The following is a 23600-nucleotide window of genomic DNA, read 5'->3' as shown; positions in this document are numbered from 1 at the left end:
CTTATTCAAATATTATAATTCTAGAATTATGCTTATTTTTTGCTTAGAAAAAAATTTTAATCACCCTTATCCATAAATTTATGGAGTAATTTATATTCATCTTTATTTAAAAATCTTGTTTTTCCTACCGGCAAAGCATTCAAACAAACCCATCCGTAACGAATGCGTCGCAAATCTAAAACATCTTTTTTAAAATAAGCAAAAAATCTTCGCAATTCTCTGTTTTTTCCTTCTTTGATTGAAACCTTAAGTTTGGAAAAATTTTTTTCATTTTTTATGATCTCATATTTGGCAAAAGGAGCAAATTCCATTTGTCTGATTTTATTTTTAGGATGGGCTCCTGCCTGTGCATTCTCAAGATAAATCCCCTCTGTCATAGCCTGTATGATTTCTTGAGTGATATTGCCCTTAACCTTGATAATATATTCGCGCTCCAAAGAACTTTCCATTAAAGACTGGGCAACTTTCTTACTATCAGTGAGCAATATAACCCCTTCTGAAGCAAAATCAAGTCTGCCCACAGGAACAAAACAAGCATATTTTTCTCCTAAAGAATCATAAATCACTCTCCTGCCTCGATCATCTTTTTTGCTGACAATCTCACCTTTAGGCTTATGATAAACCACAACCGTATATAAATCATTTTTTTGTGGTTTTATATATTTTCCATCAATAAATACCCTTTGATTATCCTTGAGAATGGTTTTAAAATCTGCTTTAGTCTTTTCAACATTCACTCTACCTTGTTCGATCAAGACATCGGCTTCTCTGCGCGAATATTTTGTATGGTGGGAAATAAACTGATTGAGTCTCACGAAATATCCATCCATTCAAGATCGCAAAAACTTTGTTTGATTTTGCCGCTGACTTTCAAACTACTTACAAACATATATTTTCTTTGCCCATCTTCAATCACAACCCGAAGTTCGCGTTCACCTTCAAATTTTTGTGCTTCAGATTTAATCTTTTCAAAAAAACTACCATCAATGCTCTTCTTTAAAACCACAGCTAAGGGGCAAGTTGCATCATTAAGTTCTTGGGGCTTCATATCAATAGGAATGATTTCTTCTTGAGGATCTTGGATTTGAGGGGTTTTGTATTTTATTTTCGTATTTTGCCCCTTTGCGTCTTCAAGATTCATAATCTCAAGCAAACGAAGCTGTACATTTCCCTCACGCTCTTCAATCTTGCATTTAAAAGCTAGAGGTTTAGAAAGATCAAAACTTTCAAGTTCTTGAAGATGTTTTTCAAAAAGCATCAAATCAATCTTTCCATAAAAATCCAAAATATCAGCCGTTCCATAAGGTTTTCCAGTTTTTTTCCCAATCTTTTTCTTGACATCTAAAACCTTCCCGACAATCATTATATTAGAACCGATTTCTAAGGAATTTAATTCTGTGCTTTTGGCCACACCCTTAATCGCTTTGATTTCTTTTTGAAAGTCGTCTAAAGGATGACCCGAAACATAAATGCCTAAGCACTCATACTCATAATCAAGCAAAGTTTTAACATCATATTCAAAAATATGAGTCAGATTTAACGCTACAGGCTGAGCATCATCTTGAGCATCTCCAAATAAAGAACCTGCCATCATTTCTTTGATCTTGTTTTTAGCTCTGCCTGCATCGCAAATCGCATCTATATTTTGAAGCATTGTTGCTCTAGTATAACCCAATCCATCAAGACTGCCCGTTTTTATCAAAGGCTCTAAGATTCTTTTGGTGAGTTTTGTAAAATCCACTCTTGAAATAAAATCTTCCAAGTTTTTAAATTCGCCCTCACTTTCCCTGACTTCAATGATATTTTTCAACGGACCTTCCCCTGCTCCTTTAATCGCGCCCAAACCAAAAATAATTTTTTTAATTGTCTTGCTGTCTTTGACCTCAAAATCACCCACGCCAAAATTCAGTGCTGAAGTATTGACGTGAGGAGGAACAAGTTCAATACCCAAAAGTTTCACCTCATCGATATATTTTGCCACCGATTCAATCTTATCTGACTCGCTTGTAAGCATTGCAGCCATAAATTCGTGTTCGTAATAAGTCTTCAAATAAGCAGTCTGAAACGTTACCATCGCATAAGCTGCCGAATGGGATTTATTAAACCCATAGCCTGCAAATTTGACAATGAGTTCCCAAAGCTCTTCAGCTTTATTCTTATCAAATCCTTTGGCTTGAGCACCCATAGCAAACTTGACTTTATTGTCAGCCATAATTTGGGCGTCTTTTTTCCCCATTGCCCGACGTATCAAATCAGCTTCCCCTAAAGAAAAACCTCCGATGGTTTGGACGATTTGCATCACTTGTTCTTGATAGACAATCGTGCCATAGGTAGGCTTAAGGATGGGTTCAAGCTCAGGGAACATATAGGTGATAGGCTCTAACCCGTGCTTGCGATTGACAAAATCATCAACCATTCCTGATTCCATCGGACCGGGTCGTCCTAAGGCAATGATTGCAATAATATCTTCAAATGTTGAAGGTTTCAAACGTTTATTGAGACCTTGAAACATACCAGATTCGATTTGAAATATACCAACAGTATTACCGCTTTGTATCGTTTTATAAACTTCAGGATCATCTGTATCAATCGTTAAAAAATCTAATTCTTTCTGATATCTTTTAACGATGAGTTTGAGTGCATCATCTATGACTGTTAGAGTTTTGAGTCCAAGAAAGTCAAATTTGATTAAATCGACAGGCTCAAGATATTTCATTGAATATTGCGTGACAATTGCTCCACCAGTTTTATCACCGGTATAAAGCGGGGTCTTATGCCACAATTCCCTTTCGCTATCAAGTACAAGCGCAGCAGCGTGCTTGCCAGCATTGCGATTGAGTCCTTCAAGCATCAAAGAAAAATCCCAGACTTTCTTGGCTAAAGGATTTTCTTGAGTGAGTTCTGAAATTTTAGGCTCAAGCTCCCAAGCTCCATCTATCCATTTCCCATCTTTTTCCTCATATCCTTGAAGCGTGATACCCAATTTATCAGGAATCAGTTTTGCCATATCATCAGCTTCTCTATAAGGCATATTCAATACACGTGCAACATCTCTAATAACGCCTTTGGCAAGCATCTTGCCAAAAGTAATGACTTGAGCCACGTTATACTTACCATATTTTTCAATCATATATTCAATAATTTCCCCACGCCGCCTCTGACAAAAATCTGTGTCAATATCAGGCATCGAAACCCGCTCAGGGTTTAAAAATCTCTCAAAAAGAAGATCATATTTTAAAGGATCAATATTGGTAATCTTAAGACAAAATGCTACCAAGCTCCCTGCTGCGCTCCCCCTGCCTGGACCTACTGGGATACCGTTTTCTTTAGCGTGCCTTATAAAATCCCATACAATGAGCATATAACCCGGAAATTTCATACTATTAATGACTTCAATCTCTCTTTCAAGTCTGTCTTTGTAGAGTTGATGACGCTCTTGAGGGATAATCTTGAGTCTTTCTACTAAACCTTCTCGGGCTTTATGAGCAAAATAGCTTGCATCATCTGTTATATCTAACCCTTCTGCTTTGGCATATTCTTGTGTGAATTTGAATCTTGGCGGGGTAGGAGGATTGTTTTTTTCATCCTTGAGGTCAATTTCAAGATTGCATTTATCAGCAATTTCTTGGGTATTTGCCAAAGCTTCGGGAATATCGGCAAAGAGTCTCGCCATTTCTTGAGGAGATTTTACATAAAATTCTTTTACTGAATGTTTGAGTCTGTTTTGATCATCAAGAGTTTTTGCCATCGCCACACACATTGCTACTTCTTGAGCACTCGCATCATCTTGATCAGTATAATGGGTATCATTTGTAGCAATCAGTTTAATCCCTGTTTCTAAAGAAAGTCTGATTAATTGCTCATCAATAAAGCTCTGATCGGCAATCCCGTGACGCATAATCTCAATATAAAAATCATCTCCAAAAATATCTTGATATTCAAGTGCTACTTCTTTGGCGGTATCATAACCCTTAGCTCCGATTTTTACATTTCTAGGATTATTGGTATTGAGTTGCCAACTTACCTCACCTTGCAAGCACGCCGAAGAGCAAATCAGACCTGCAGAATGCTCGCGCAAAATCTTTTTATTGATTCTAGGATAATAGTAAAAGCCTTCAATAAAAGCCATTGAGCTTAAATACATTAGATTTTTATAACCTTCTTGATTTTTAGCATACAAACAAAGATGGAAGCGTTGTTTGGACTCTTTGCTACCCAAATCTGAAGCATTATGCAGATACGTCTCAATACCGATGATGGGCTTGATACCTTCTTTTTTCATCGTCGTATAAAAATCAATTGCTCCAAACATATTTCCGTGATCGGTCATACTCACGCTTTTCATTCCAAGTGCTTTGATTTTTTTGGCCAAAGCCTTGATTTTATTCGCTCCATCAAGCAAAGAATATTCGGTATGTAAGTGCAAGTGTGTATAACTCATAAAATTCCTTAAATTTACTTTGATATTTTTATCAAAACCCAAAAGAAAAGCAGAAATTTATTATAAAAATATTATCCTTTAGATTTGATTTACTCTGCAATAAAACTTTGCCAATCTGAATTTATATTGCACGCTAAACAAAATTATCTCAATTCCAACATTAATTATAAGAATCTTTCTTTATATTTTAATAAATTTAAAACCAAAACTTAATAACTGTTTTATAAAAAATATTTTTTAATTAATAAATCTTACTTATTAGATTTTTCTGTTTTAGATATAATTTAGGATACAAAACTAAACCAAACAGAAGGAAAAACAATGAGAAAACTCGCAATTATAGGAAGTATTATTGCATTTTGTGCGATTAATGCCTTTGGAGAAAGCAATCAAGAATTGATTCAAAAAGCTAAAGGAGTAGGTTTAGAGCCTATCCCTACTGGAAAGGCTTTGAAAGATTATCAACTTAAAAAAGCTACAGATACGGACCTAGCAACAGGCTATAAACCAAAAATGACTCAAGCTCAAATCGAATTAGGCAAAAAGCTTTATTTTGATCCTAGAATTTCAAGCTCAAACCTCATTTCCTGCAACACTTGCCACAATCTTGCATTGGGAGGCGTTGATGTTGTCCCAGCAGCAATCGGTGAAAAATGGCAGCCAAATACCCATCATTTAAATTCTCCAACTGTCTTTAACTCCGTATTCAATTCAGTGCAATTTTGGGATGGAAGGGCAAAACACCTAGGCGATCAAGCCCAAGGACCAATTCAAAATCCTGTAGAAATGGCTGCAAGCCCTAAACTTGTTGTAGAAAAAATCACTTCTATGCCTGCTTATGTGGATGAATTCAAAAAAGCCTACGGAAACAAAGTAAAAATTGACTTCAAACTCATTGCTGACACTATTGCGATGTTTGAAGAAACTCTTGTTACTCCAAGCCGCTATGATGATTTTCTTAAAGGAAACCCCAAAGCACTCAGTAAAGATGAACAAGAGGGGTTAAATATCTTTATTGACAAAGGATGTACAGCCTGCCATACCGGCATCAATCTTGGTGGCAGTATGCAACCATTTGGTGTTGTAAAACCATACAAATTTGCAAGCATAGGAAATTTTAAAGGCGATGCCAATGGTATGGTAAAAGTCCCCACTCTAAGAAATATAACTGAAACAATGCCTTATTTTCATAATGGTCAATATTGGGATGTCAAAGATGCTATCAAAGAAATGGGAGCAATCCAGCTAGGCATTACCATCAGCGATGATGAAGCTAAAAAAATACAAACTTTCTTCCAATCTCTCACAGGCACAAAACCTGAAATTATTTACCCTACCCTGCCTCCGGTTACAGATAAAACTCCAAAACCTGTTTTTTAAACAAAAGAGTGATCCTTCAAAGGATCAACTCCTCTTATTTAACGGGTTCAAATACAGAACCTTTAGCACGGTATAAAGTATTTACATATTGGACTTGATTGTCATTGATGAGTTCTGAAAAAAACTTATTGATTTTAGTATCCTGAAAATCAAAAAACATTTCCACTCCGATTGCTGTAGAATAATTCACCCAATCATAACGCAAATCACTACTAAGTAAAGCGCCATATTCAATCAATTTTTGATCAGTGCTTCCAATTGCATTCACAATATAAAAATTTTGACGATCCTTAGGTTGCACAAGCATTAAAATGGAAGGATTGTAGTTGATTTGAACCGAAAGGATTTTGGAAGGTTTTTTATTAGAAAACCCCAATTGAGAAAGCATTAAACCACTTTTAACTACAGGAGTATTTAAAACCACAACGCTTTTTTCCAAAAAATCTTCTTGAGTTTTGAGATTTTTGGCAAATGTCGCAGCTTGTTGGGATGAAACGATATCTTTATATACAATATTGGGATCCAAGCTATCTAAAATATCGCCCAAAATCAGTCCTACAGGGCTATCATCGTCATATTCGACAATAGAGGCACTAGCTGCCAAAGTTGTAATCACTTGCATTTGAGCATAATAATCAATCCCCCCAAAATAAAGGTTTGGAGGTAATTTCAGGTTTTTATCAAGTTGATTTTTATTTATAGTGGGGATATAGGTTGGAAGACTGACATAAGTGTCTTGAATAAAATTTTCAACTCCTGCTTGTGTGAGGACTGCAACCACAAACTGATATTTTTCTTGTTTGATTTTATCATAAGTCTCACTTAAATTTAAAGAATCTTCACTCCCGCTGTCAAAAACTTTAAAATCAAAATCCCCGCCGCGCGTCATCAAATAAGCCAAAATAGTATCAATGCTTGCAACAGAATAACGTCCAACAATTTTCTTAGGAATCAAAAGCGCAATCTTAATCTTAGAATTTTTTTGATCTTGATATACCGAGCTTTGCATAAAAGAATCAATTTCAGATAAAGCAACTGCTAAGTTTGCCCTAAGTTCTATATTTTGGGTGTCATTTTTAAATTTTGCCACAAATGAAAATAATTTGCCATCAGCATAAAGTTTTTCCAAACATTTTTCATCACATTTCTTAATATCAATATCGACTACCTCTTGTTTGGGCAAAGGCAATGGAGAAATGATATAGCTTTTTGCAAAAAGCCCTGTATGCAAAAAAGTAGCTAAAATGCCAATATAAATTCGTTTATTTTTCAAAATATCCCCTTGCAAGTAAAAAATGTTTCATTGCCTCTTTTTTTAAAGAAGGATTTTTGAGTAACTGATTCAAAGAATAAGTTGCTAAAAAAGCCTTGCCATTCTGAGTAAAAATACTGCCTGCACAATCCTCAAAATTCAAACCAAGTAAATGTGCCAACACACAATCTCCCATTAATATTATAATTTTAGTATATTTAGACAGGATTTGCTCATTCAAATACTGCTTACAGATTAAAATTTCTTCATCAGATACTTTAAGATTACTATCATCACATTTAACCAAAGATAAAACGCCATATTCTTGAGATTTTAATGCAAAAACATTTTGAGCAATGTCTTGAAGCATTTTTGAGCTTTTATTTTCCAAAAATGCGCCAAAAGCATTCACTAAAGGCAGTTGTGTAACAAAAATAATTTTAGGCTCAGAAGGTAAAATTCCAAAAGCAGGCTTGGAGCTTTTACTTCGATCACAAAGTGCGCAGTGAGAAACCATATCATATAAAGAAGTTTTGGGCATTGTCAAACTTTCTTCAAAAGGCTTCAGATTGATATTTTCAATATACTTGCCCCCAAACATCTTTTGATAATATAAAAATTTAAGATGAAGAATTTTTTGAATATCACGCATTAAAATTGCTTAAATTCATTCAACTTTTATTTTTCTTATACATATGTGGATTGATCATATTTTGGGGTTTGAAAATTTCATCCAGCTGCTCCTTATTCAATAATCCCCTCTCTAGCGCTATCTCATAAACGCTTTTTCCGGTAGCAAGAGATTCTTTAGCAATAGAAGCAGAGTTTTCATACCCGATATAAGGATTGAGGGCAGTAACAATCCCAATGCTATTGAGTACAAAATTTTTACATATGTCCTCATTGGCACTAATCCCATCAATGCATTTATTAGCAAGCGTAAGCATTGCGCGATTGAGCATCACAATCGAGTTAAACAAACTATAAGCAATGACAGGTTCAAACACATTTAATTGCAATTGCCCGCCCTCAGCAGCCATTGTAACAGTAATGTCATTCCCTATCACAGCAAAGCAAACTTGATTAACGACTTCTGGGATAACGGGATTCACCTTGCCAGGCATAATCGAACTTCCAGGTTGCATTTTAGGTAGATTGATCTCATTTAAACCTGCCCTCGGACCTGAACTAAGCAACCTTAAATCATTGCATATTTTAGAAAGTTTGACTGAAACCCTTTTAAGCACACCGCTAATTTGCACATAAGCACCCGTACTTTGAGTTGCTTCTATCAAATCCGTAGCCGTAACAAAAGGCCTACCTGTAACTTCTTGTATTTTTTGCTCCACTATATTTTTATAATCAGGATGAGAATTAATCCCTGTACCAATCGCAGTTCCGCCAAGATTGATAACTCGAATCCAATTTCTAGCATCCAAAACACGTTCGATATCTTTATTGATCATCAATTCAAAAGCCTTGAATTCTTGACCTAAAGTCATCGGAACGGCATCTTGAAGTTGGGTTCTGCCCATCTTTAAGACATCTTTAAATTCTTCAGCTTTTTTCGAAAAAGAATCTTTAAGAATTCGCATTGATTCAGTTAAGCCACTCAATCTCTCATATAAAGCGATTCTAAGAGCTGTCGGATAAGCGTCATTAGTGGATTGAGAAAGATTGACGTGATCATTAGGATGACAATAATGGTATTCGCCTTTTTTATGCCCCATCATTTCAAGAGCAATATTTGCAATGACTTCATTTGCATTCATATTTGTGCTGGTTCCTGCTCCGCCTTGAATCATATCGACGACAAATTGATCGTGGTATTCTCCGGCTAATATCCTGTCACAAGCCTTACAAATAGCTTCTTTGATCCCTGCATCCAATAATCCAAGCTCATAATTAGCCAAAGCCGCAGCTTTTTTAACCTGAGCAAGCGCATTAATAAAAATAGGAAAATCAGAAAGCTTTTCATTAGTAATATGAAAATTTTCAACTGCTCGAAAAGTCTGTATCCCATAATAAACATCATTATCAATTTCTAATTCTCCAATAAAATCGTGTTCTTTTCTAGTAGACATCTAAACTCCTGATATATTTTTTAATAATTTAAACACACAGATAGATTATAATCAAAGAAATCCAATAAAAATTTTATTTTTCTTTCAAGCGTGTGATTTGAGCCCCTAAAGCTGACAATTTTTCCTCAAGCCTTTCATAGCCCCTATCAAGATGGTAAATTCTATGGATTTGGGTTTGCCCCAAAGCAACTAGAGCGGCCAAAACAAGTGCAGAAGAAGCACGCAAATCTGTGGCCATTACATCTGCCCCGATAAGCGTTTCACCTCCAGTAATTTTTGCCACATTTCCCCTTAGGGTAATATTTGCCCCCAACCTCTGAAGTTCGCTCACGTGCATAAAACGATTTTCAAACAATCGCTCTTCAATTGAACTACTTCCATCACACTGGGTTGCCAAAGCCATAAACTGAGCTTGCAAATCGGTAGGAAAGCCCGGATATTCAGTGGTAATAATCTCAAATGCCTTCCTTTTGGAAGCAGGTGTTATTTTCAAAGTATTTTCTTTAGCTTCTATGCCAAAGCCAATTTCAGAAAGTTTGTTTGTAACCGCCTCAAGATGGAGTGGCAAAACATTTTTGAGAAGAATCGAAGAATTTGTGATTGCCCCTGCGCAAAGATATGTTCCTGCTTCGATTCGATCAGGAATCACAGAAATTTCTTCAAATTTTAGCAACTCTCTATCTGTACCGCGTACAAAAAGTTCATTACTCCCAATTCCTTGAATTTCAACCCCTGCTTTTTTAAGAATTTCGCAAAGCTGGATAACTTCAGGCTCCTTAGCAGCATTAATAATTTTGGTCTCTCCTTTTGCTAAAGCTGCTGCCATCAAGACATTTTCAGTACCTGTCACTGTGATTTTGTCAAATATAATATCGCTTCCCTTCAAGCCATTTGGAGCTTTAGCAACGATATAGCCACCTTCTATGGATATATCTGCTCCCATTTTCTCCATTGCTTTGATATGCAAATCCACAGGTCTAGCTCCAATGGCACAACCACCAGGCAAGCTCACTTCGCATTTTCCAAATCTAGCCAACAAAGGTCCTAAAACCAAAATCGAAGCCCTCATCTTACGAACAATATCATAAATGGCTTTGGTATGGATAATCCTATCAGAACGAATCAAGATTTCATTAGGAGAAACCCATTCAATCTCAGATCCCAAATGCTCCAAAAGCTTAGCCAAAGTTTTCACATCAGCAACATTGGGTAAATTACGGATTCTCAAAAGATTCTCGCACAATAAAGCACTTGCCAAAATAGGTAAGGCTGAATTTTTAGCTCCCGATATTTCAACTTCACCCCCCAAAGCTCTACCACCTTTGATCTGCAAATAATCCATCATTTCACCTTTTTTCTATTTTTTAATGCCAACCCTACTGTATTAGCAATTTCTTGTCCAATCTCTTCATTCGCCTCTTCAAGATCTTGCCCAAATTTTGCTACGTAATCGATTTCAAAATGCTCTGAAGATGCAATCTTTCCCACAATATCTAGCCAATGTTTTAAATCCGCTTTATCCGAAGGGGGGATTTTAAAATTCTTTAAAAATTTTTCCAAAATCCCTTCAAGATCTCCTTTATTTTTAATCCCAGCAAGCAAATTCTCAATGTCTTTAAGAGTGATGGGTTTTGGCGGGGAAGGCGACTTTTGAAGCATTACCCATACAAACCCCATTGCTATAATAGGCAAAGCAAATAAAACAGCTACGACCCAGAAAAATATAAAAAACCAAATATCATACATTTTAAACTCTACTGATGAAACGCTTCATAAAAATCATTTGTAGCCTTGACAAACCCATCAATATTCCCACAATCATAACGTTTGCCTTCAAACTTATAGGCAAGAACTCTCCCAGCCTTAGCCTGTTCCAACAATGCATCAGTAATTTGAATCTCCCCTTTCTTTCCGGGTTTGGTAACCCTTAAGATATTGAAAATATCTGGTGTCAGGATATATCTGCCAATCACTGCCAAATTACTTGGGGTTTCTTCCTTGTTAGGTTTTTCAATCATATTTGAAATTCGATAGACCCCCTTTTCAATTTCTTCTCCTTCAATGATCCCATATTTATCCACATCTGAGATATGCACCTCTTCAATTGCCACAATAGAACAATGATATTTTTTATACAAATTTACCATTTGAGAAAGAATGCCTCTACCATTGGGATTCGAACATAAATCATCTGCAAGAATTACTGCAAATGCTTCCTGCCCTATTAATGTTTCGCCCGTAAGAATGGCGTGACCAAGCCCTTTCATCTCATTTTGACGGGTATAGGAAAAAGTACAAGTCTGAATGAGTGCGCGAATCTCATTCAAATAAGACTCTTTATCTGTCCCTCTAATTTGGTGTTCAAGCTCATAACTAATATCAAAATGATCTTCAATACTCCTTTTTCCCCTACCTGTTACAATGGCCATCGTGCGACAACCAGCTTCAAGTGCTTCTTCAACTCCATATTGAATCAGAGGTTTATTTACAATGGGTAACATCTCTTTTGGCATTGCCTTTGTTGCCGGCAAAAATCTTGTTCCATAGCCTGCTGCAGGAAAAAGACATTTATTAATCATTTTTTCTCCTTCGTATAAATAATGGTCTGTTTCAAAAATTTTTCCAAGTCGATCTGATGACCGAAAAGCTCTTGATAAACCACATAATTAGCCATTACTTTCATCCCATAAAATCTAGATTCTTCATAGGGCAAAAGCTCCATACTCAACCACGGCTCATATTTTCTCCCCTTTAAAAATAACTCATTTTTAGCCAACAACCTCCTTAAAAATCCCGGACCGCCGTTATAAGCATAAGAAACAAATAAAGGGTGTTTAAATTCTTCTTTAAGATGATTGAGATAATAATTACCAAACTCCAAAGCAGTTTGAGGATCAAACATATCTGACAATTCAATATGCTTAATGCGCATTTCTTTGGCAAAAGGAAGGACATTAAAAGGCATAATCTGCATAATTCCTAAAGCATAAGAACGCGATATGAGCGCAGGAAGCAAATGACTTTCTTGTCTAGCAATCGCATACACCATTGATTTTTCATCATCATCTCTCCAAGAAAGCAATTTCTCATAAGGCGTAATAAAGTAATTGATTTTATATTTTGTCGCTCGATTGAGGAAAAACACCAAATGTGGGAGCGTCTTCTCATACCTAAAGTAATTCAAAACTTCCGCATACTCTTTTTCATCATTTATAGCAAAAATATTATCCCTTAAAACTTGCCATTCAAATGGATCTTTAACATTAAAATCAGGATTTTTAGAACTAATATCTTCAAAACTCGAGACAATCTGATACTTAGGTACAGAACCGATTTTCTGATTGGCATAAATCGAAAAAATATCCACAAATTGACTTTGGCTTAACTCTTCCAAGAAAATTTTGTTTTTGGTAATGAGGTATCTCCAAAACAAAGCTCGATCCCTCATAAACGGATCAATGGCCGCTTTTTGAGAACGTTCAAAATATAAAAGTGCTTTTTTATCTCGCTTCTGCAAAAGCTCATTGATCCCCAAGAGAAAAAATGTATTGGTATCAGATTTTGTAATATTGGCTCTTGCCAAAGATTTTTTAAATACCCCAAAACGCGGATCAAGAATAATATTATGAAGCATTTTATTAAAAACAACATTATTTTGATTGGCCAAAACTTCAATTTTTTTAGGCGAAATAGGATGGGCAAACAATTCAAGTTTTTGAGAATAAGAGATTCCATTAAAAATCATTCCAAAATTTTTTGCAGAGGTTGCAAGCATAGCATTTAAGATATCTTTACTGCGTAGTATTTTTATTTGCTCATAAAGTGCGGGATTGATAGATTTTATTTTTGACATCACCAATGTGGCATCTTTATCTGAAAATTTAAGTACATCTGAAAGCTTCAAACCAAATGCGATACATTCTCCATCTTGATCTTTGAGTTTTTCAAATTCCAGACTTTTGCACAAAATATCTTTTGGCATCTGTGTTGGAACCCCTTTTTTTTCCATTGCTTGCTGAATTCTTGGAATTTTGTTTGCCACAAGATCATAGGCGCGCTTTGCTTCTTCAATCGTAGTTTTATCATTAGATATGAACTGCCAGATATAAAAATCCCTCACAACCCCCTGAGGTTTGCTTTCTAAAAATTTCAACGTAATATCTTTGCCCAAAAGCAACGAACCGAATAAAAAAATTAAAATAACTATTTTTTTCATTACAATTTTTCAGAATAAACCAACAAAATTTTCACTACAGTCAAATCTAAAAACTGCAGGATAATAATAACAACCAACGGAGAAAAATCAATCCCACCATAGATTAAAGGGACCTTACCTTTAAGCTTACGATAAAGGGGGTCTGTAAGCTTAAAAAGAACCTGCACGATTGGATTATAAGGATCAGGACGTACCCAACTTACCAAAGCTGCTATAATCACTACCCAAGTATATAAGGTAATCAGAGTATGCAAAATAGTCGCAATTGCACTCAAAATACTGCCCAAAATCATTTTTCTCCTTTTATGCGCAAAATATCTTTAAAATAAAATCTCAAATATGGATAAAGCTCATTCAAATCAACTCCGTGAGATTCACCTGTGAGCAATATACGAAGTGGCTTGAAAAATTTTTTACCCTTAAGGGCGCTTCTTTTCATCGCTTCATTTTTAAAAGATTCGTATTCAATAAAGCTCTCTCCTTGCATACTCATTCCCCAAAGCACTTCAAAAAGCTTTAAACATTCTTCTTTAAAACTCTCTCCTTCATATGTAACATCAATATCTTTAGGAGAAAAAATCAAACCTAATTTTTCCCTGATTTCATTCAGAGTACTTGCTTCTTCCAAATAAAGTTTTCCCAATGCACCGATAGTAATATCTTGAGTTTGGAGTAATAATGAAAATTCACTCTCATTAAGCCTTTTAAGATGTTCTCGATTCACATATCTTAAGCGCTTCAGATCAAATTTTACGGGAGATTTAGCAATATTGGCAATATCAAACCATTCCAAAGCGTCTTTTAATGTAAAAATTTCCACAGGAGTATGATTGCCCATACCAATCAAATAATTTATGATTGCTTGGGGCAAAAATCCTTGCCCCAAAAGCCAACTCACACTTGAGGCACTATCGCGCTTACTCATTTTTTTGCCACTTTCTCCAAGAATAATAGGTAGATGTGCATAGCCAAGCTGCTTTTGATAGTCTAAAGATTTTTGAATCAAAATCTGCTTGGGTGTATTACTCACGTGATCTTCGCCACGCACGATGAAACTAATATCATAAATCATATCATCGCAGGCACAAGCAAAATTATATGTAGGAATCCCATCTTCACGCAAGATGACAAAGCTATCAAGTTCATTGGGATAAAATTCCAACCTACCTTTAATCTCATCATAAAAAGAGATGGGCTCAAAAGAACCTCGAAGCCTTACAACCGGTTTGGGATTATCTTTTTTTTGAATTTCAGCCCAAGCATCATCGTATCTAAAAGGAATGCGTAAATCAAGAGCTTCTTGTTTTTTTTTCTCTAAAAACTCTTTGGTGCAATAGCAATAAAATGCTTTATCGTGCTTTATCAGATAGTCTGCAAAATTTCTATGGCGTTCAAAATTATGACTCTGATAAACAAGTTCATCCCACAAAAGCCCAAACAAATTCAAGATTGAAAGTATTTCTGTATCTTTTCCCTCAATGTTTCTAGAAAAATCCGTATCTTCAATACGAATTAGGAATTTTTCTCCTTTCTGCTTGGCAATAATATAATTAAAAATTGCGGCACGAAGATTGCCAATATGCATATCTCCGGTCGGAGAAGGAGCAAAACGAAGCATAGACTAACCCTTTTTTGGCTATTTTCGTGCTATTTTACCAAAATAGTGCCAATTCAAAACATTTTTAAAAAATCTTTAGCGTTAAAGCTTTCATAAGAAGAAGGAGCAGAAACATCTGGTTCAAATACCCTTTGATCCGAAACTTGAACACTTACAAATTCAAGGGCTTTACTGATATCTGCCCTTTTATCTTCAAGATAAGCAATAACACCCTCATATCCCTCATTTGCAACCAAAGACATTGGATTTGAAACCTCAACCTCGATAGCTTTGGAATGAATTTCAACGCTCAATACCGCATCAAATAATTCCGTTCCCATAAATGAAGAGTTTTGTATGATTTCGCACATTTCTTTTGAAACAATGCCTTCTAGAGATTTAAGATCAGATGTTTTGATTTCGCCTTCCACAAGCATTCTTTGAGATAATGAAATCAATTTTGCAAGAGCAGCATCTAAAATTTGCACAGCACCTATAAATTCATTTGCACTCTTAACATCTTCACCAAATTTTCGTATTTTTTTGGATTTTCCCAAAGAATTCGGATCGATATCCTCGCCCTGAATTTTATCCATACCGACCAAGTGTTTTTTAAAAGTCGCAAGCATATCTTTATCAAACATATTTTGCCTTTCTAGACCTAGATTTAAGAAATTCAAAAGCACATTTTGTTCCACCACTTTTAGGTATAATATGAGCCAAAAACAATTTAAGGGAAGCTCTTTGAAAAGACTGTTATTATCTGTAAGTCTGTTTTTTATCGTAGGATTGGCTAAGCCTTTAGCTCCTATCAATTTTGATGTTATCAAGCTCCAAACAAATCCAAATTCGCCAACTCTTTTGCTTATGGGCGGGATTCAAGGAGATGAACCCGGAGGATTTAATGCCACAAATATTTTCTTGATGCACTATAAAATACTAGATGGAAACGTATGGGTTGTCCCTGTTTTGAATAAACATTCAATGCTTTTAAATCATCGAGGAATTTATGATGATATGAATCGTAAATTTGCAACCCTGTCCTCAAGCGATCCGGAATATCCCATTATCAAGCACATTAAAGAGCTTATCACTTCTGAAGAAGTAAATGCAATCCTCCATCTTCACGATGGCAGTGGATTTTATCGTCCAGTATATGAAAACGCTTTGCTAGGACCAAATCGATGGGGAAACTGCTCAATCATTGATCAAGAAAAACTTAATGGAATTAAATATGGCGATCTTGAAGAAATAGTAGCTCAAATGATTGGTCATATCAATCAAAAACTGCTCAAACCTATCCATAAATACCACATTCGAGATACCCATACTGCAAAAGGCGATAAGGAAATGGAAAAAGCCCTGACTTATTTTGCAATCAAAAACAACAAACCCGCATTCGCAAACGAAGCTAGCAAAGAGCTCCCGCTTGAACAAAGGGTTTATTATCACTTGCTTGCAATTGAAGGACTACTGGAACAATTGGGTATTTCATATGAAAAAGATTTTAATCTGAACCCAAAAAATCTTTATTATTTAATCAATGACAAAACATTAGATGTAACCGTTGATGAAAATATCATTCTGCCCCTATATGGTTTGAGACCTACTTTAAATTACTTTCCCCTACCTAAGGGTATTCAAACATCTGAAATACCTCTTGTTTCCAAAGCCAAAATTATCGGATTGCTCCCAAAAAATAATCAAATATGGCTCAAATATGGCAATAAACTGATGACTAAAATTAATCCTGATTATATGGAGTTTGACAACTCACTTAAAGAAATAACACTCAAGGTTGATGGGAAAGAAAAAAACTTTGCCGTTCCAAGCATTATAGAAGTCAAGGAAAATTTTGAAATATTACCCTTAGAGGGATATCGGGTCAATGTTATCGGGTATGTCATTCCCGGCGATAAATCACTTAAGCCCAATGAAAGCGGGATTATAATCCACAAAAAAGAGTGCATTCCAAAATTCTCCATTGATAAAGCCGGAAAAATTTTTAGAGCTGAAATATACAAAGGCGATAAATTCAGCGGTATGGTATTGATAAAATTTCTATAGTGTGTAAAGCTTATTTTTGGATTTAATCTTAAAATATATTTGTTTTACATTATTATGATAAAGTCAATTGTCCAACTTTAAAAAAGGGAAGAAGGACCACAGGATAGCAATTTTTGCGAATCGAATCCTTTTTAGCCCAACTCTTAAGAGTTGCAGTTTTATCATTTAACAGACAAATAAACCTGCTTCGTTGTACAAGATAAATTTATTATAAATTAATAACTGATTTTATCATCATTTCTCATAGAATTTAAAACAATTTTCTCTCCAAAAACTCATCAAAAGCATCAATAAATTTTGCATTCTGCTTGATCTCTTTACTTAAAAAGAATGGCAGAGAATAAAGAATGAGATTTTTATCAACCTCTACTTGCATTTGTGCATTTTTAATCGTTTCTAAAAATTCTTCTTTCCAAGCATCTTGTATTTTTAAATGTTCTCCCTTTGCTTCGAAAAAACATTCAACACTCAAAAACTTATCGTTCTCGCCCTTCTTTTTTCCAAAGAAAATAAAATCAGGTTCAAATCCATATCCATAAGTATTTAGTTCATCTTTGCGATTATCAAATAGCTTAAACTCTTCAAAACCATCATTTCTCACGATAAACCATTGGGAAAAAATTGTATTTATAACATCTTTATTTCCCTCAATAAAATATAAAAATTCTTTTTCTAAATCACTATCAAGGCTCAAATCATTATAATAAAGCCAATCATAATTCACATAAGCAATCTTATCTTCTGATCTAAAAAGCACGCGATTACCTAGATTTAATTTATGAGTTTCAAATGGCGTCACTTCATATTCTTGCTTAATGCTTTGTTTGATAGCTTTAAAATTCTCTAAGACAAATTTTGCAATTTCTAGATTATTTTCTTGGTTGAATTCTTGCTTTTTTGAGAAGCAAACATCAATATTTTTCAAATATTTTTCAATAAATTCATTTTTGCTCTCAAAATCAAAATTTCCATTAAGCTCTTCAAAGCTTAGTTCTAGAATATTCATTGCTTTAAGAAAAAATCTTGAAGGAATATGCGTTCCTAGTTTTGCAAGTTTTTGAAAATCATATTCTTCTTTGATCTTCTCAAATCGTTCTTCACTCTCCTTGATATCCTTTGAGAAAAACGGAATTTTTAAACTCCTTATTTTTTGTTCCATTTCCTCTCGTGTAATCTCAAAGTTTTTTAAATCTTGCTTTTTAATTCTTCTATTTTTTTCTTACTTAATTTAAAAATAATAAAATACCATTGATATTTATAGTGATTTGTAAAATTTTTGAAACGGCATTAAATGAAGCTGTGGCGGAGAGAGAGGGATTCGAACCCTCGAAGGCTTGCACCTTACACGCGTTCCAGGCGTGCTCCTTCAACCGCTCGGACATCTCCCCATATTGTTTAAAGATTGCGATTGTAACGTATTTATTCTAAAACCTCTCTAAAAATAACCCCATCAATTCCCATTTTTGCCAACTGCTCAATTTCTTCCTCATCTTCAATCACATACAAGATTTTAGAATCCATCAAATAAGTTTCGGCAATTTTTTGATAAACTTCGGGCGATTTTTCAAGAATAATATAAAGAGGCTTCAAAGAAGCATAAATAACAAAATCCGTGATATTATCGACCCTAAGAGCATATTTTATATTATTTTCAATGCAATGATGAGACAAAACATAGCCTTTATCTTCATTAGCCTCAAACCATACAATTGAAGAATTATCCGTCAAAGCGATTCCATCAAACCCAACTATCTTTTTAAATTTTGGATAAGCAATTCCGCGATGCCCAATGATGATCATTTTTTCTCCTTTTGATTCAGGCATTTTCTTGAACAAAAATATTTTCCGTTGCTCAAAATCGCTTCCTTAGAAGAAACATAAGTCCCACATTCACAACACTCCACCATCAACTCATCATCTTGGGAATTTTTGGATTTTCGACTTGTTTTTCTAAAGAAAAAATACCATATCACCACACCAATTAGAATTAACGGAATTAAAAATCTCATCACACATCCTTCCTATAAAAATAAACCCTATTTCCCCTAAAAATACATTCTTTTTCTTGATATGAAATTTCCTTACTTAAACAGCTGCCTTTATAAAACAAATAACATCCGTTTTTTTTTAAAAATTTTCTACCTCTCTCAATCAAATCCTTACTATTCATCACCGCCCTGGAAGTGATTAAATCCACATTGACAATATCTGAAGAGTTTAAATCTTCAATCAAACACTTTTTTATCTCAATATCAAGCCCTAATTGAAGGCTAGCATAACGTAAAAAAGCTGCTCGTTTTGCTCGAGGCTCCACTAAAATAAATCGAAGTGCGGGCTTACATATCGCCAAAGGAAGTGCTGGGAATCCTGCTCCGCTACCAATATCAAGGCAAGAATCAAAATCATCTATAAAATGCAACGGATAAATCGAGTCAAAAATATTTTCATAAACTTCCTCTAAACACTTTGCACCACTTAGACTATGAATTTTATTCCATTCCAATAAAAGATAGGCATAATTTTTAAAACGTTCCTTTGCCTCTTCTTCTAAAGAAAAATCTAAAAATTCCTCCATCATAGAATCAACATCCCATCTCCATAAGAATAAAACCGATAAGATTTTTTAATCGCAATTTCATAAAGCTCACGACACTTCTTTAGACCTGTCATTGAAGCTACAAGCATAATTAAGCTTGACTTTGGCAAATGAAAATTTGTCAAAAGATGATTTGCATACAAGACCGGATTACCTGGATGTAAAAAAATATCGCACTCAGTATGTAAATCATTTTTTCTATCCACATTTTTTAAACGCTTATAATATTCAATACTTCTCAAAGCAGTCGTTCCTACACATAAAATCTCATTAGCTTGATCTATTTTTTCCATCGCTTGGACGGGGATCAAAAGACTTTCGGTATGAATCTTATGTTCCCTAATATCTGCAGCCTCAACCCCTGCAAAAGTTCCCGCACCAATATGAAGTGTCAAAAAACAATACGAAAAATCCTTTTTTAAACGCTCCATACTCGAAAGTGAAAAATGTAAAGACGCTGTCGGGGCAGCAATTGATCCGTAATTTTTAGCAAATACACTCTGATATTCGACCAAATCAAGCTCTTCATCGGTTCGCTTGATATAAGGCGGGATCGGCACGTGCCCAAATTTTTCAAGCATATCTAAAGTTTGACCCAAATCCAATCTTTTCCCCTCTCTAAAAAATGCGACACCACGATAACCTTCATCAAACATTTCCTCAACAATGCATTCATACCCTTCTTCCAAAATGATTTTAGACCCCTCTTTGATCCTGCCTTTAATTTGAACTAAAAATCTATTTTCAAAACTTTGGCAATGGAACAAAATCTCTATGCCGCCCCCGCTTTCTTTATGCCCATAAATCCTAGCCTTGATGACTTTGGTATCATTAAGGACAATCAAAGCCTCTTTGGGGATAAAATCAAAAATATGGTAAAAATCACTATGAGTAACTTTATCTCTTTTTCTGTCATAGACCAAGAGTTTTGCGCTTTCTTTAGGAGATGCAGGATAGGTTGCAATCAACTCTTTAGGCAAAGCATAATCATAGCTTTGGAGCACAAAATCATTTTCCATATCCCCTACTCTTGCACTTCTTCTTTTTGAGATTTGGGAGCAGGATTGACAATTTTGGCGATTAAAATAGAGAGGACATAAAGCCCGATTAAAGGGAGTGCCATAAATACTTGAGAAATAACATCAGGAGGCGTGATAACAGCTGCCAAAATGAAAATAATCACAATTGCATATTTAAAATAACTTTTTAAAGTAGCATCTGTGATCAAGCCTATTTTTGCTAAAAAATAGGCTAATACAGGTAACTCAAAAGCAACTCCAAAACCAATCACTAATCGGGTAAAAAAAGTAACATAGCTTGAAGCTGAAATATTGGCCTCAAACATTTCATTCCCAAACATCAAAATATATTTAATCGTGAAAGGAAATACAACATAATAAGAAAATGCAGCGCCTGCTACAAACATAAATGTCCCAAAAAATACAAAAGGCAAAACAATCTTTTTCTCATTTTTATACAAACCTGGAGCGACAAAAAGCCACAATTGCCAAAAGATAATAGGAATAGAGATGGCAAGAGCGGCAAAAAAACTCACTTTCATTGCTACAATAACACCTTCTGCGGGCGAAATCTGTACAAGCATACCTTTGATCTGTTGATTATCAAAAGCTACTTTCAAAGGAGCTTTGATCCACTCAAAAATATGAGTCCAAAAACTGAAGCATATCAAAAAAGCTACTAAGAGCGTTGCTACCGAAATCATCAGTCTTTTGCGAAGGTCTTGAATATGGGGTTTCAAATCTTCAAACATAACCTAGCTCTCCTTTGGAGTTTTCAGTGATCTTTTAAATCCTGCGCTTTTTGCACTTTTTGGAGTTACACTACGAGTTTTAGTGACTTCAGATTTTTCAATCTTTGTAGAGCGACTTTTAACAGGTGCTTTTTTTTCCAAATGTTCTTCGGTATTCTTTGGCTTTCTGCCACGCTTCTTGGGTGTTTTTTCTTGAGTGGAGACATCTTGGAGAACAAGTTCAGATTTAGAATCTTTAGGCAAAATAGCCGTTTGCTCTTGGTTTTTATGCTCCTTGAATACTTCATCAATCTCTTTGAGCTGGATATCTTTGGTTATTCCATCAACGCTTGATTCAAAATGACTTTTATACTCAAGGGCTTCTTTTTTAATTTCACTGATTTGGAGTTCCTTATCAAAAGTTTCTTTTGCGTCATTAAGTGTTTTTTTTACCGCTTTAAAAAACTTCACAACATCCACCATCGCTTGAGGAAGTTTTTCAGGTCCCAAAAAAATAACTGCGACAATCAAAATAACCAAAATTTCAAAAATACCCATACCAAACATTTATACACCCTACATTAAGGCAATATTTCAATACGACCTTTGAGATATTGTATAATAAAAACCCTAAACCTTTACTTTGAAATCAAAAGTTTAATAAAATCGCAGCTTTGACATTTTAATACAACACGACATTGGAATACAACATAACAAAACAAAGAGAAAAATAAAATCCTTGATCTGAGACCTGATTCAAGCATATTCCAAAAGCTATCAAATTGAAATCTGCAAATAAAATTTACTTCAGGAATTAAAGTCCATTTGGAGATATTTGATGCGTTAAAAATTGCCATTTCATATGCATTTTTAGGTATAATTTCAATAAGTTTCAAACACAGCAAAGGTACGGAATTTATGATAGACATAAAAATTTTACTCAATGACTTTGATTTTGTAAGCAAAAAACTTCAAAGCAGAAAAATAGATCTTTCCCTTCTTGAGGATTTAAAAAATATCGCCTTTGCTTACAAAACAAAAAAACAAGAACTTGAGCGACTCCAAGCCCACCAAAACAAAACTTCCAAGCTTTTTGCAGAATATAAAAAAGAAGGCAAAGACATCCAAGTCCTTAAAAACGATCTAGAAATCAATAAGCAAAATATCTCAAATCTTGAAAAAGAGGTCGATGTACTTGAAGAAAAATTAAATCATCTGCTTTTAAACATTCCAAATTTACCTGATTCTCAAACACCTGTAGGGAATGATGAAAATGCCAACGTTGAAATCAAAAAAATACTTCTGCCAAAAAAATTTGACTTCATTCCAAAAGAACATTGGGAATTAGCACAAAAAAACGGATGGATTGATTTTGAAGCAGGTGTTAAACTTGCCAAAAGTCGTTTTTCTGTTCTTAGAGGAATGGGAGCTAGACTCAATCGAGCGTTGATTAATTTTATGCTTGACTACAACCAAAAGGCTGGATTTGAAATGGTCGTAACTCCTGTCATTGTAAATAAAGAAATGCTTTTTGGAACTGGCCAGCTTCCAAAATTTGAAGAAGATATGTTTAAAGTAAGTGGGGATTTTGAAGAATCAGATCAAAAACCCGGTGAAAAATCAAAAGGTCACGAACTTTATCTGATCTCAACTTCAGAAATTACCTTAACCAACCTCTACAATGACACCATCATTCCCCTTGAAGATCTCCCCATTATGCTTACTGCTCAAACCCCCTGTTTCCGAAAAGAAGCTGGAAGCGCAGGCAAAGATACACGCGGGATAATCCGCCAACATCAATTCGATAAAGTCGAACTTGTTGCAATCACTCACCCTCAAGAAAGTCAAAAAATGCAGCAAAAAATGATTGAAACTGCAAGCAATATTCTTTGTGAGTTGGGATTACCTCACAGGCTTATGCAGCTATGTAGTGGCGATCTAGGCTTTAGTGCAAGCAACACAGTCGATATAGAAGTATGGTTGCCAGGGCAAAATTGTTACCGAGAAATTAGTTCCATCTCAAATACTTTAGACTTTCAAGCCCGAAGGGCCAAAATCCGCTTCAAAGAAGACAAAAAAAATTCTTTGGCTCATACACTCAACGGCTCCTCTTTAGCAGTTGGCAGAACACTTGTAGCCATTATGGAGAATTATCAAACCAAAGATGGGAATATAGAAATCCCGCAGGCATTACAGAAATATCTTTAACTGAGATCT

21 protein-coding genes, 1 tRNA gene and 1 pseudogene are annotated in these 23600 nt (G+C 35.0%); 3 read left to right on the top strand and 20 right to left on the bottom strand.

The annotated features are described in order from the left end of the window. Positions 1 to 56 precede the first annotated feature (56 nt). Both BKH41_RS05615 and dnaE read right to left on the bottom strand, forming a co-directional pair. Positions 57 to 830, bottom strand: a complete 774-nt coding sequence (locus BKH41_RS05615) for a pseudouridine synthase (RefSeq protein ID WP_180762744.1) — start codon at positions 828 to 830, stop codon at positions 57 to 59. After that, positions 812 to 4441 carry a DNA polymerase III subunit alpha gene (dnaE, locus tag BKH41_RS05610; protein ID WP_095297834.1) on the bottom strand — a complete coding sequence of 1210 codons (3630 nt, stop codon included), beginning with the start codon at positions 4439 to 4441 and terminating at the stop codon, positions 812 to 814. Before dnaE ends, BKH41_RS05615 begins: the two co-directional genes overlap by 19 nt. A 321-nt stretch (positions 4442 to 4762) precedes the next feature. Between dnaE and BKH41_RS05605 the strand changes: the two genes are divergently transcribed. After that, complete coding sequence (locus BKH41_RS05605) at positions 4763 to 5821, top strand: cytochrome-c peroxidase (RefSeq protein WP_095297832.1); 1059 nt, start codon at positions 4763 to 4765, stop codon at positions 5819 to 5821. Between the two features lie 34 nt (positions 5822 to 5855). On the opposite strand, the gene BKH41_RS05600 is transcribed toward BKH41_RS05605, so the two are convergent. From BKH41_RS05600 to BKH41_RS05555, 10 genes are all read right to left on the bottom strand, one after another. Next, complete coding sequence (locus BKH41_RS05600) at positions 5856 to 7094, bottom strand: hypothetical protein (protein WP_095297830.1); 1239 nt, start codon at positions 7092 to 7094, stop codon at positions 5856 to 5858. Next, positions 7084 to 7725 (bottom strand): uracil-DNA glycosylase family protein, encoded by a 642-nt coding sequence (locus BKH41_RS05595; protein WP_095297828.1) that lies wholly within the window; start codon positions 7723 to 7725, stop codon positions 7084 to 7086. Before BKH41_RS05595 ends, BKH41_RS05600 begins: the two co-directional genes overlap by 11 nt. Before the next feature lie 19 nt (positions 7726 to 7744). Continuing rightward, entirely contained in the window at positions 7745 to 9157 is a 1413-nt protein-coding gene (aspA, locus tag BKH41_RS05590) for an aspartate ammonia-lyase (RefSeq protein WP_095297826.1), read from the bottom strand. A 73-nt stretch (positions 9158 to 9230) separates the two neighbouring features. Then, on the bottom strand, positions 9231 to 10499 hold the full coding sequence (gene murA, locus BKH41_RS05585; protein ID WP_095297824.1) for a UDP-N-acetylglucosamine 1-carboxyvinyltransferase: 1269 nt from the start codon (positions 10497 to 10499) through the stop codon (positions 9231 to 9233). Further along, positions 10499 to 10903: a hypothetical protein gene (locus BKH41_RS05580; protein WP_095297822.1), complete on the bottom strand. Its 405-nt coding sequence runs from the start codon at positions 10901 to 10903 to the stop codon at positions 10499 to 10501. The genes murA and BKH41_RS05580 overlap by 1 nt, the downstream gene beginning before the upstream one ends. Positions 10904 to 10911: 8 nt before the next feature. Continuing rightward, positions 10912 to 11736, bottom strand: a complete 825-nt coding sequence (gene galU / locus BKH41_RS05575) for a UTP--glucose-1-phosphate uridylyltransferase GalU (protein WP_095297820.1) — start codon at positions 11734 to 11736, stop codon at positions 10912 to 10914. Continuing rightward, a complete protein-coding gene (locus BKH41_RS05570; protein WP_219350019.1) occupies positions 11733 to 13310 on the bottom strand; it encodes a lytic transglycosylase domain-containing protein in 1578 nt (525 codons plus the stop codon). The genes galU and BKH41_RS05570 overlap by 4 nt, the downstream gene beginning before the upstream one ends. Before the next feature lie 62 nt (positions 13311 to 13372). After that, positions 13373 to 13666, bottom strand: coding sequence for a YggT family protein (locus BKH41_RS05565; RefSeq protein ID WP_095297816.1), 294 nt, complete (start codon positions 13664 to 13666; stop codon positions 13373 to 13375). Next, on the bottom strand, positions 13663 to 14991 hold the full coding sequence (gene gltX / locus BKH41_RS05560; protein ID WP_095297814.1) for a glutamate--tRNA ligase: 1329 nt from the start codon (positions 14989 to 14991) through the stop codon (positions 13663 to 13665). Before gltX ends, BKH41_RS05565 begins: the two co-directional genes overlap by 4 nt. 53 nt (positions 14992 to 15044) lie before the next feature. After that, on the bottom strand, positions 15045 to 15614 hold the full coding sequence (locus BKH41_RS05555; protein ID WP_095297812.1) for a flagellar FLiS export co-chaperone: 570 nt from the start codon (positions 15612 to 15614) through the stop codon (positions 15045 to 15047). Between the two features lie 100 nt (positions 15615 to 15714). On the opposite strand from BKH41_RS05555, the gene BKH41_RS05550 reads away from it, so the two are divergent. Then, entirely contained in the window at positions 15715 to 17037 is a 1323-nt protein-coding gene (locus BKH41_RS05550) for a M99 family carboxypeptidase catalytic domain-containing protein (protein ID WP_257875420.1), read from the top strand. A 250-nt stretch (positions 17038 to 17287) separates the two neighbouring features. Here the strand turns inward: BKH41_RS05550 and BKH41_RS05545 are convergent, their stop codons facing one another. The 8 genes and pseudogenes from BKH41_RS05545 to tatB form a co-directional block, all read right to left on the bottom strand. Continuing rightward, positions 17288 to 18196, bottom strand: coding sequence for a hypothetical protein (locus BKH41_RS05545; RefSeq protein ID WP_095297808.1), 909 nt, complete (start codon positions 18194 to 18196; stop codon positions 17288 to 17290). Between the two features lie 141 nt (positions 18197 to 18337). Further along, positions 18338 to 18425, bottom strand: a tRNA-Ser gene (locus BKH41_RS05540). Between the two features lie 31 nt (positions 18426 to 18456). Next, entirely contained in the window at positions 18457 to 18837 is a 381-nt protein-coding gene (locus tag BKH41_RS05535; RefSeq protein WP_095297806.1) for a hypothetical protein, read from the bottom strand. Further along, the gene (locus BKH41_RS05530) at positions 18834 to 19046 is read right to left on the bottom strand and encodes a PP0621 family protein (RefSeq protein ID WP_257875419.1); all 213 of its coding nucleotides are present in this window, start codon (positions 19044 to 19046) and stop codon (positions 18834 to 18836) included. Before BKH41_RS05530 ends, BKH41_RS05535 begins: the two co-directional genes overlap by 4 nt. Further along, positions 19046 to 19612 (bottom strand): 16S rRNA (guanine(527)-N(7))-methyltransferase RsmG, encoded by a 567-nt coding sequence (gene rsmG / locus BKH41_RS05525; RefSeq protein ID WP_180762753.1) that lies wholly within the window; start codon positions 19610 to 19612, stop codon positions 19046 to 19048. The genes BKH41_RS05530 and rsmG overlap by 1 nt, the downstream gene beginning before the upstream one ends. Next, positions 19612 to 20652, bottom strand: coding sequence for a tRNA preQ1(34) S-adenosylmethionine ribosyltransferase-isomerase QueA (gene queA, locus BKH41_RS05520; protein WP_095297800.1), 1041 nt, complete (start codon positions 20650 to 20652; stop codon positions 19612 to 19614). Before queA ends, rsmG begins: the two co-directional genes overlap by 1 nt. Positions 20653 to 20657: 5 nt before the next feature. Beyond that, positions 20658 to 21404, bottom strand: coding sequence for a twin-arginine translocase subunit TatC (gene tatC, locus BKH41_RS05515; RefSeq protein WP_095297798.1), 747 nt, complete (start codon positions 21402 to 21404; stop codon positions 20658 to 20660). 321 nt (positions 21405 to 21725) lie between these two features. Continuing rightward, a pseudogene (tatB, locus tag BKH41_RS10125) lies at positions 21726 to 21950 on the bottom strand (Sec-independent protein translocase protein TatB); the annotation flags it as partial. Positions 21951 to 22301: 351 nt separating this feature from the next. On the opposite strand from tatB, the gene serS reads away from it, so the two are divergent. Beyond that, complete coding sequence (gene serS / locus BKH41_RS05500) at positions 22302 to 23591, top strand: serine--tRNA ligase (protein ID WP_095297792.1); 1290 nt, start codon at positions 22302 to 22304, stop codon at positions 23589 to 23591. Positions 23592 to 23600 lie beyond the last annotated feature (9 nt).

This window comes from Helicobacter sp. 12S02232-10 (genome assembly GCF_002272895.1).
GTDB lineage: Bacteria > Campylobacterota > Campylobacteria > Campylobacterales > Helicobacteraceae > Helicobacter_J.
The sequence above is the reverse complement of the archived record's forward strand: the minus strand, read 5'-3'. Positions and strand labels throughout refer to the sequence as shown.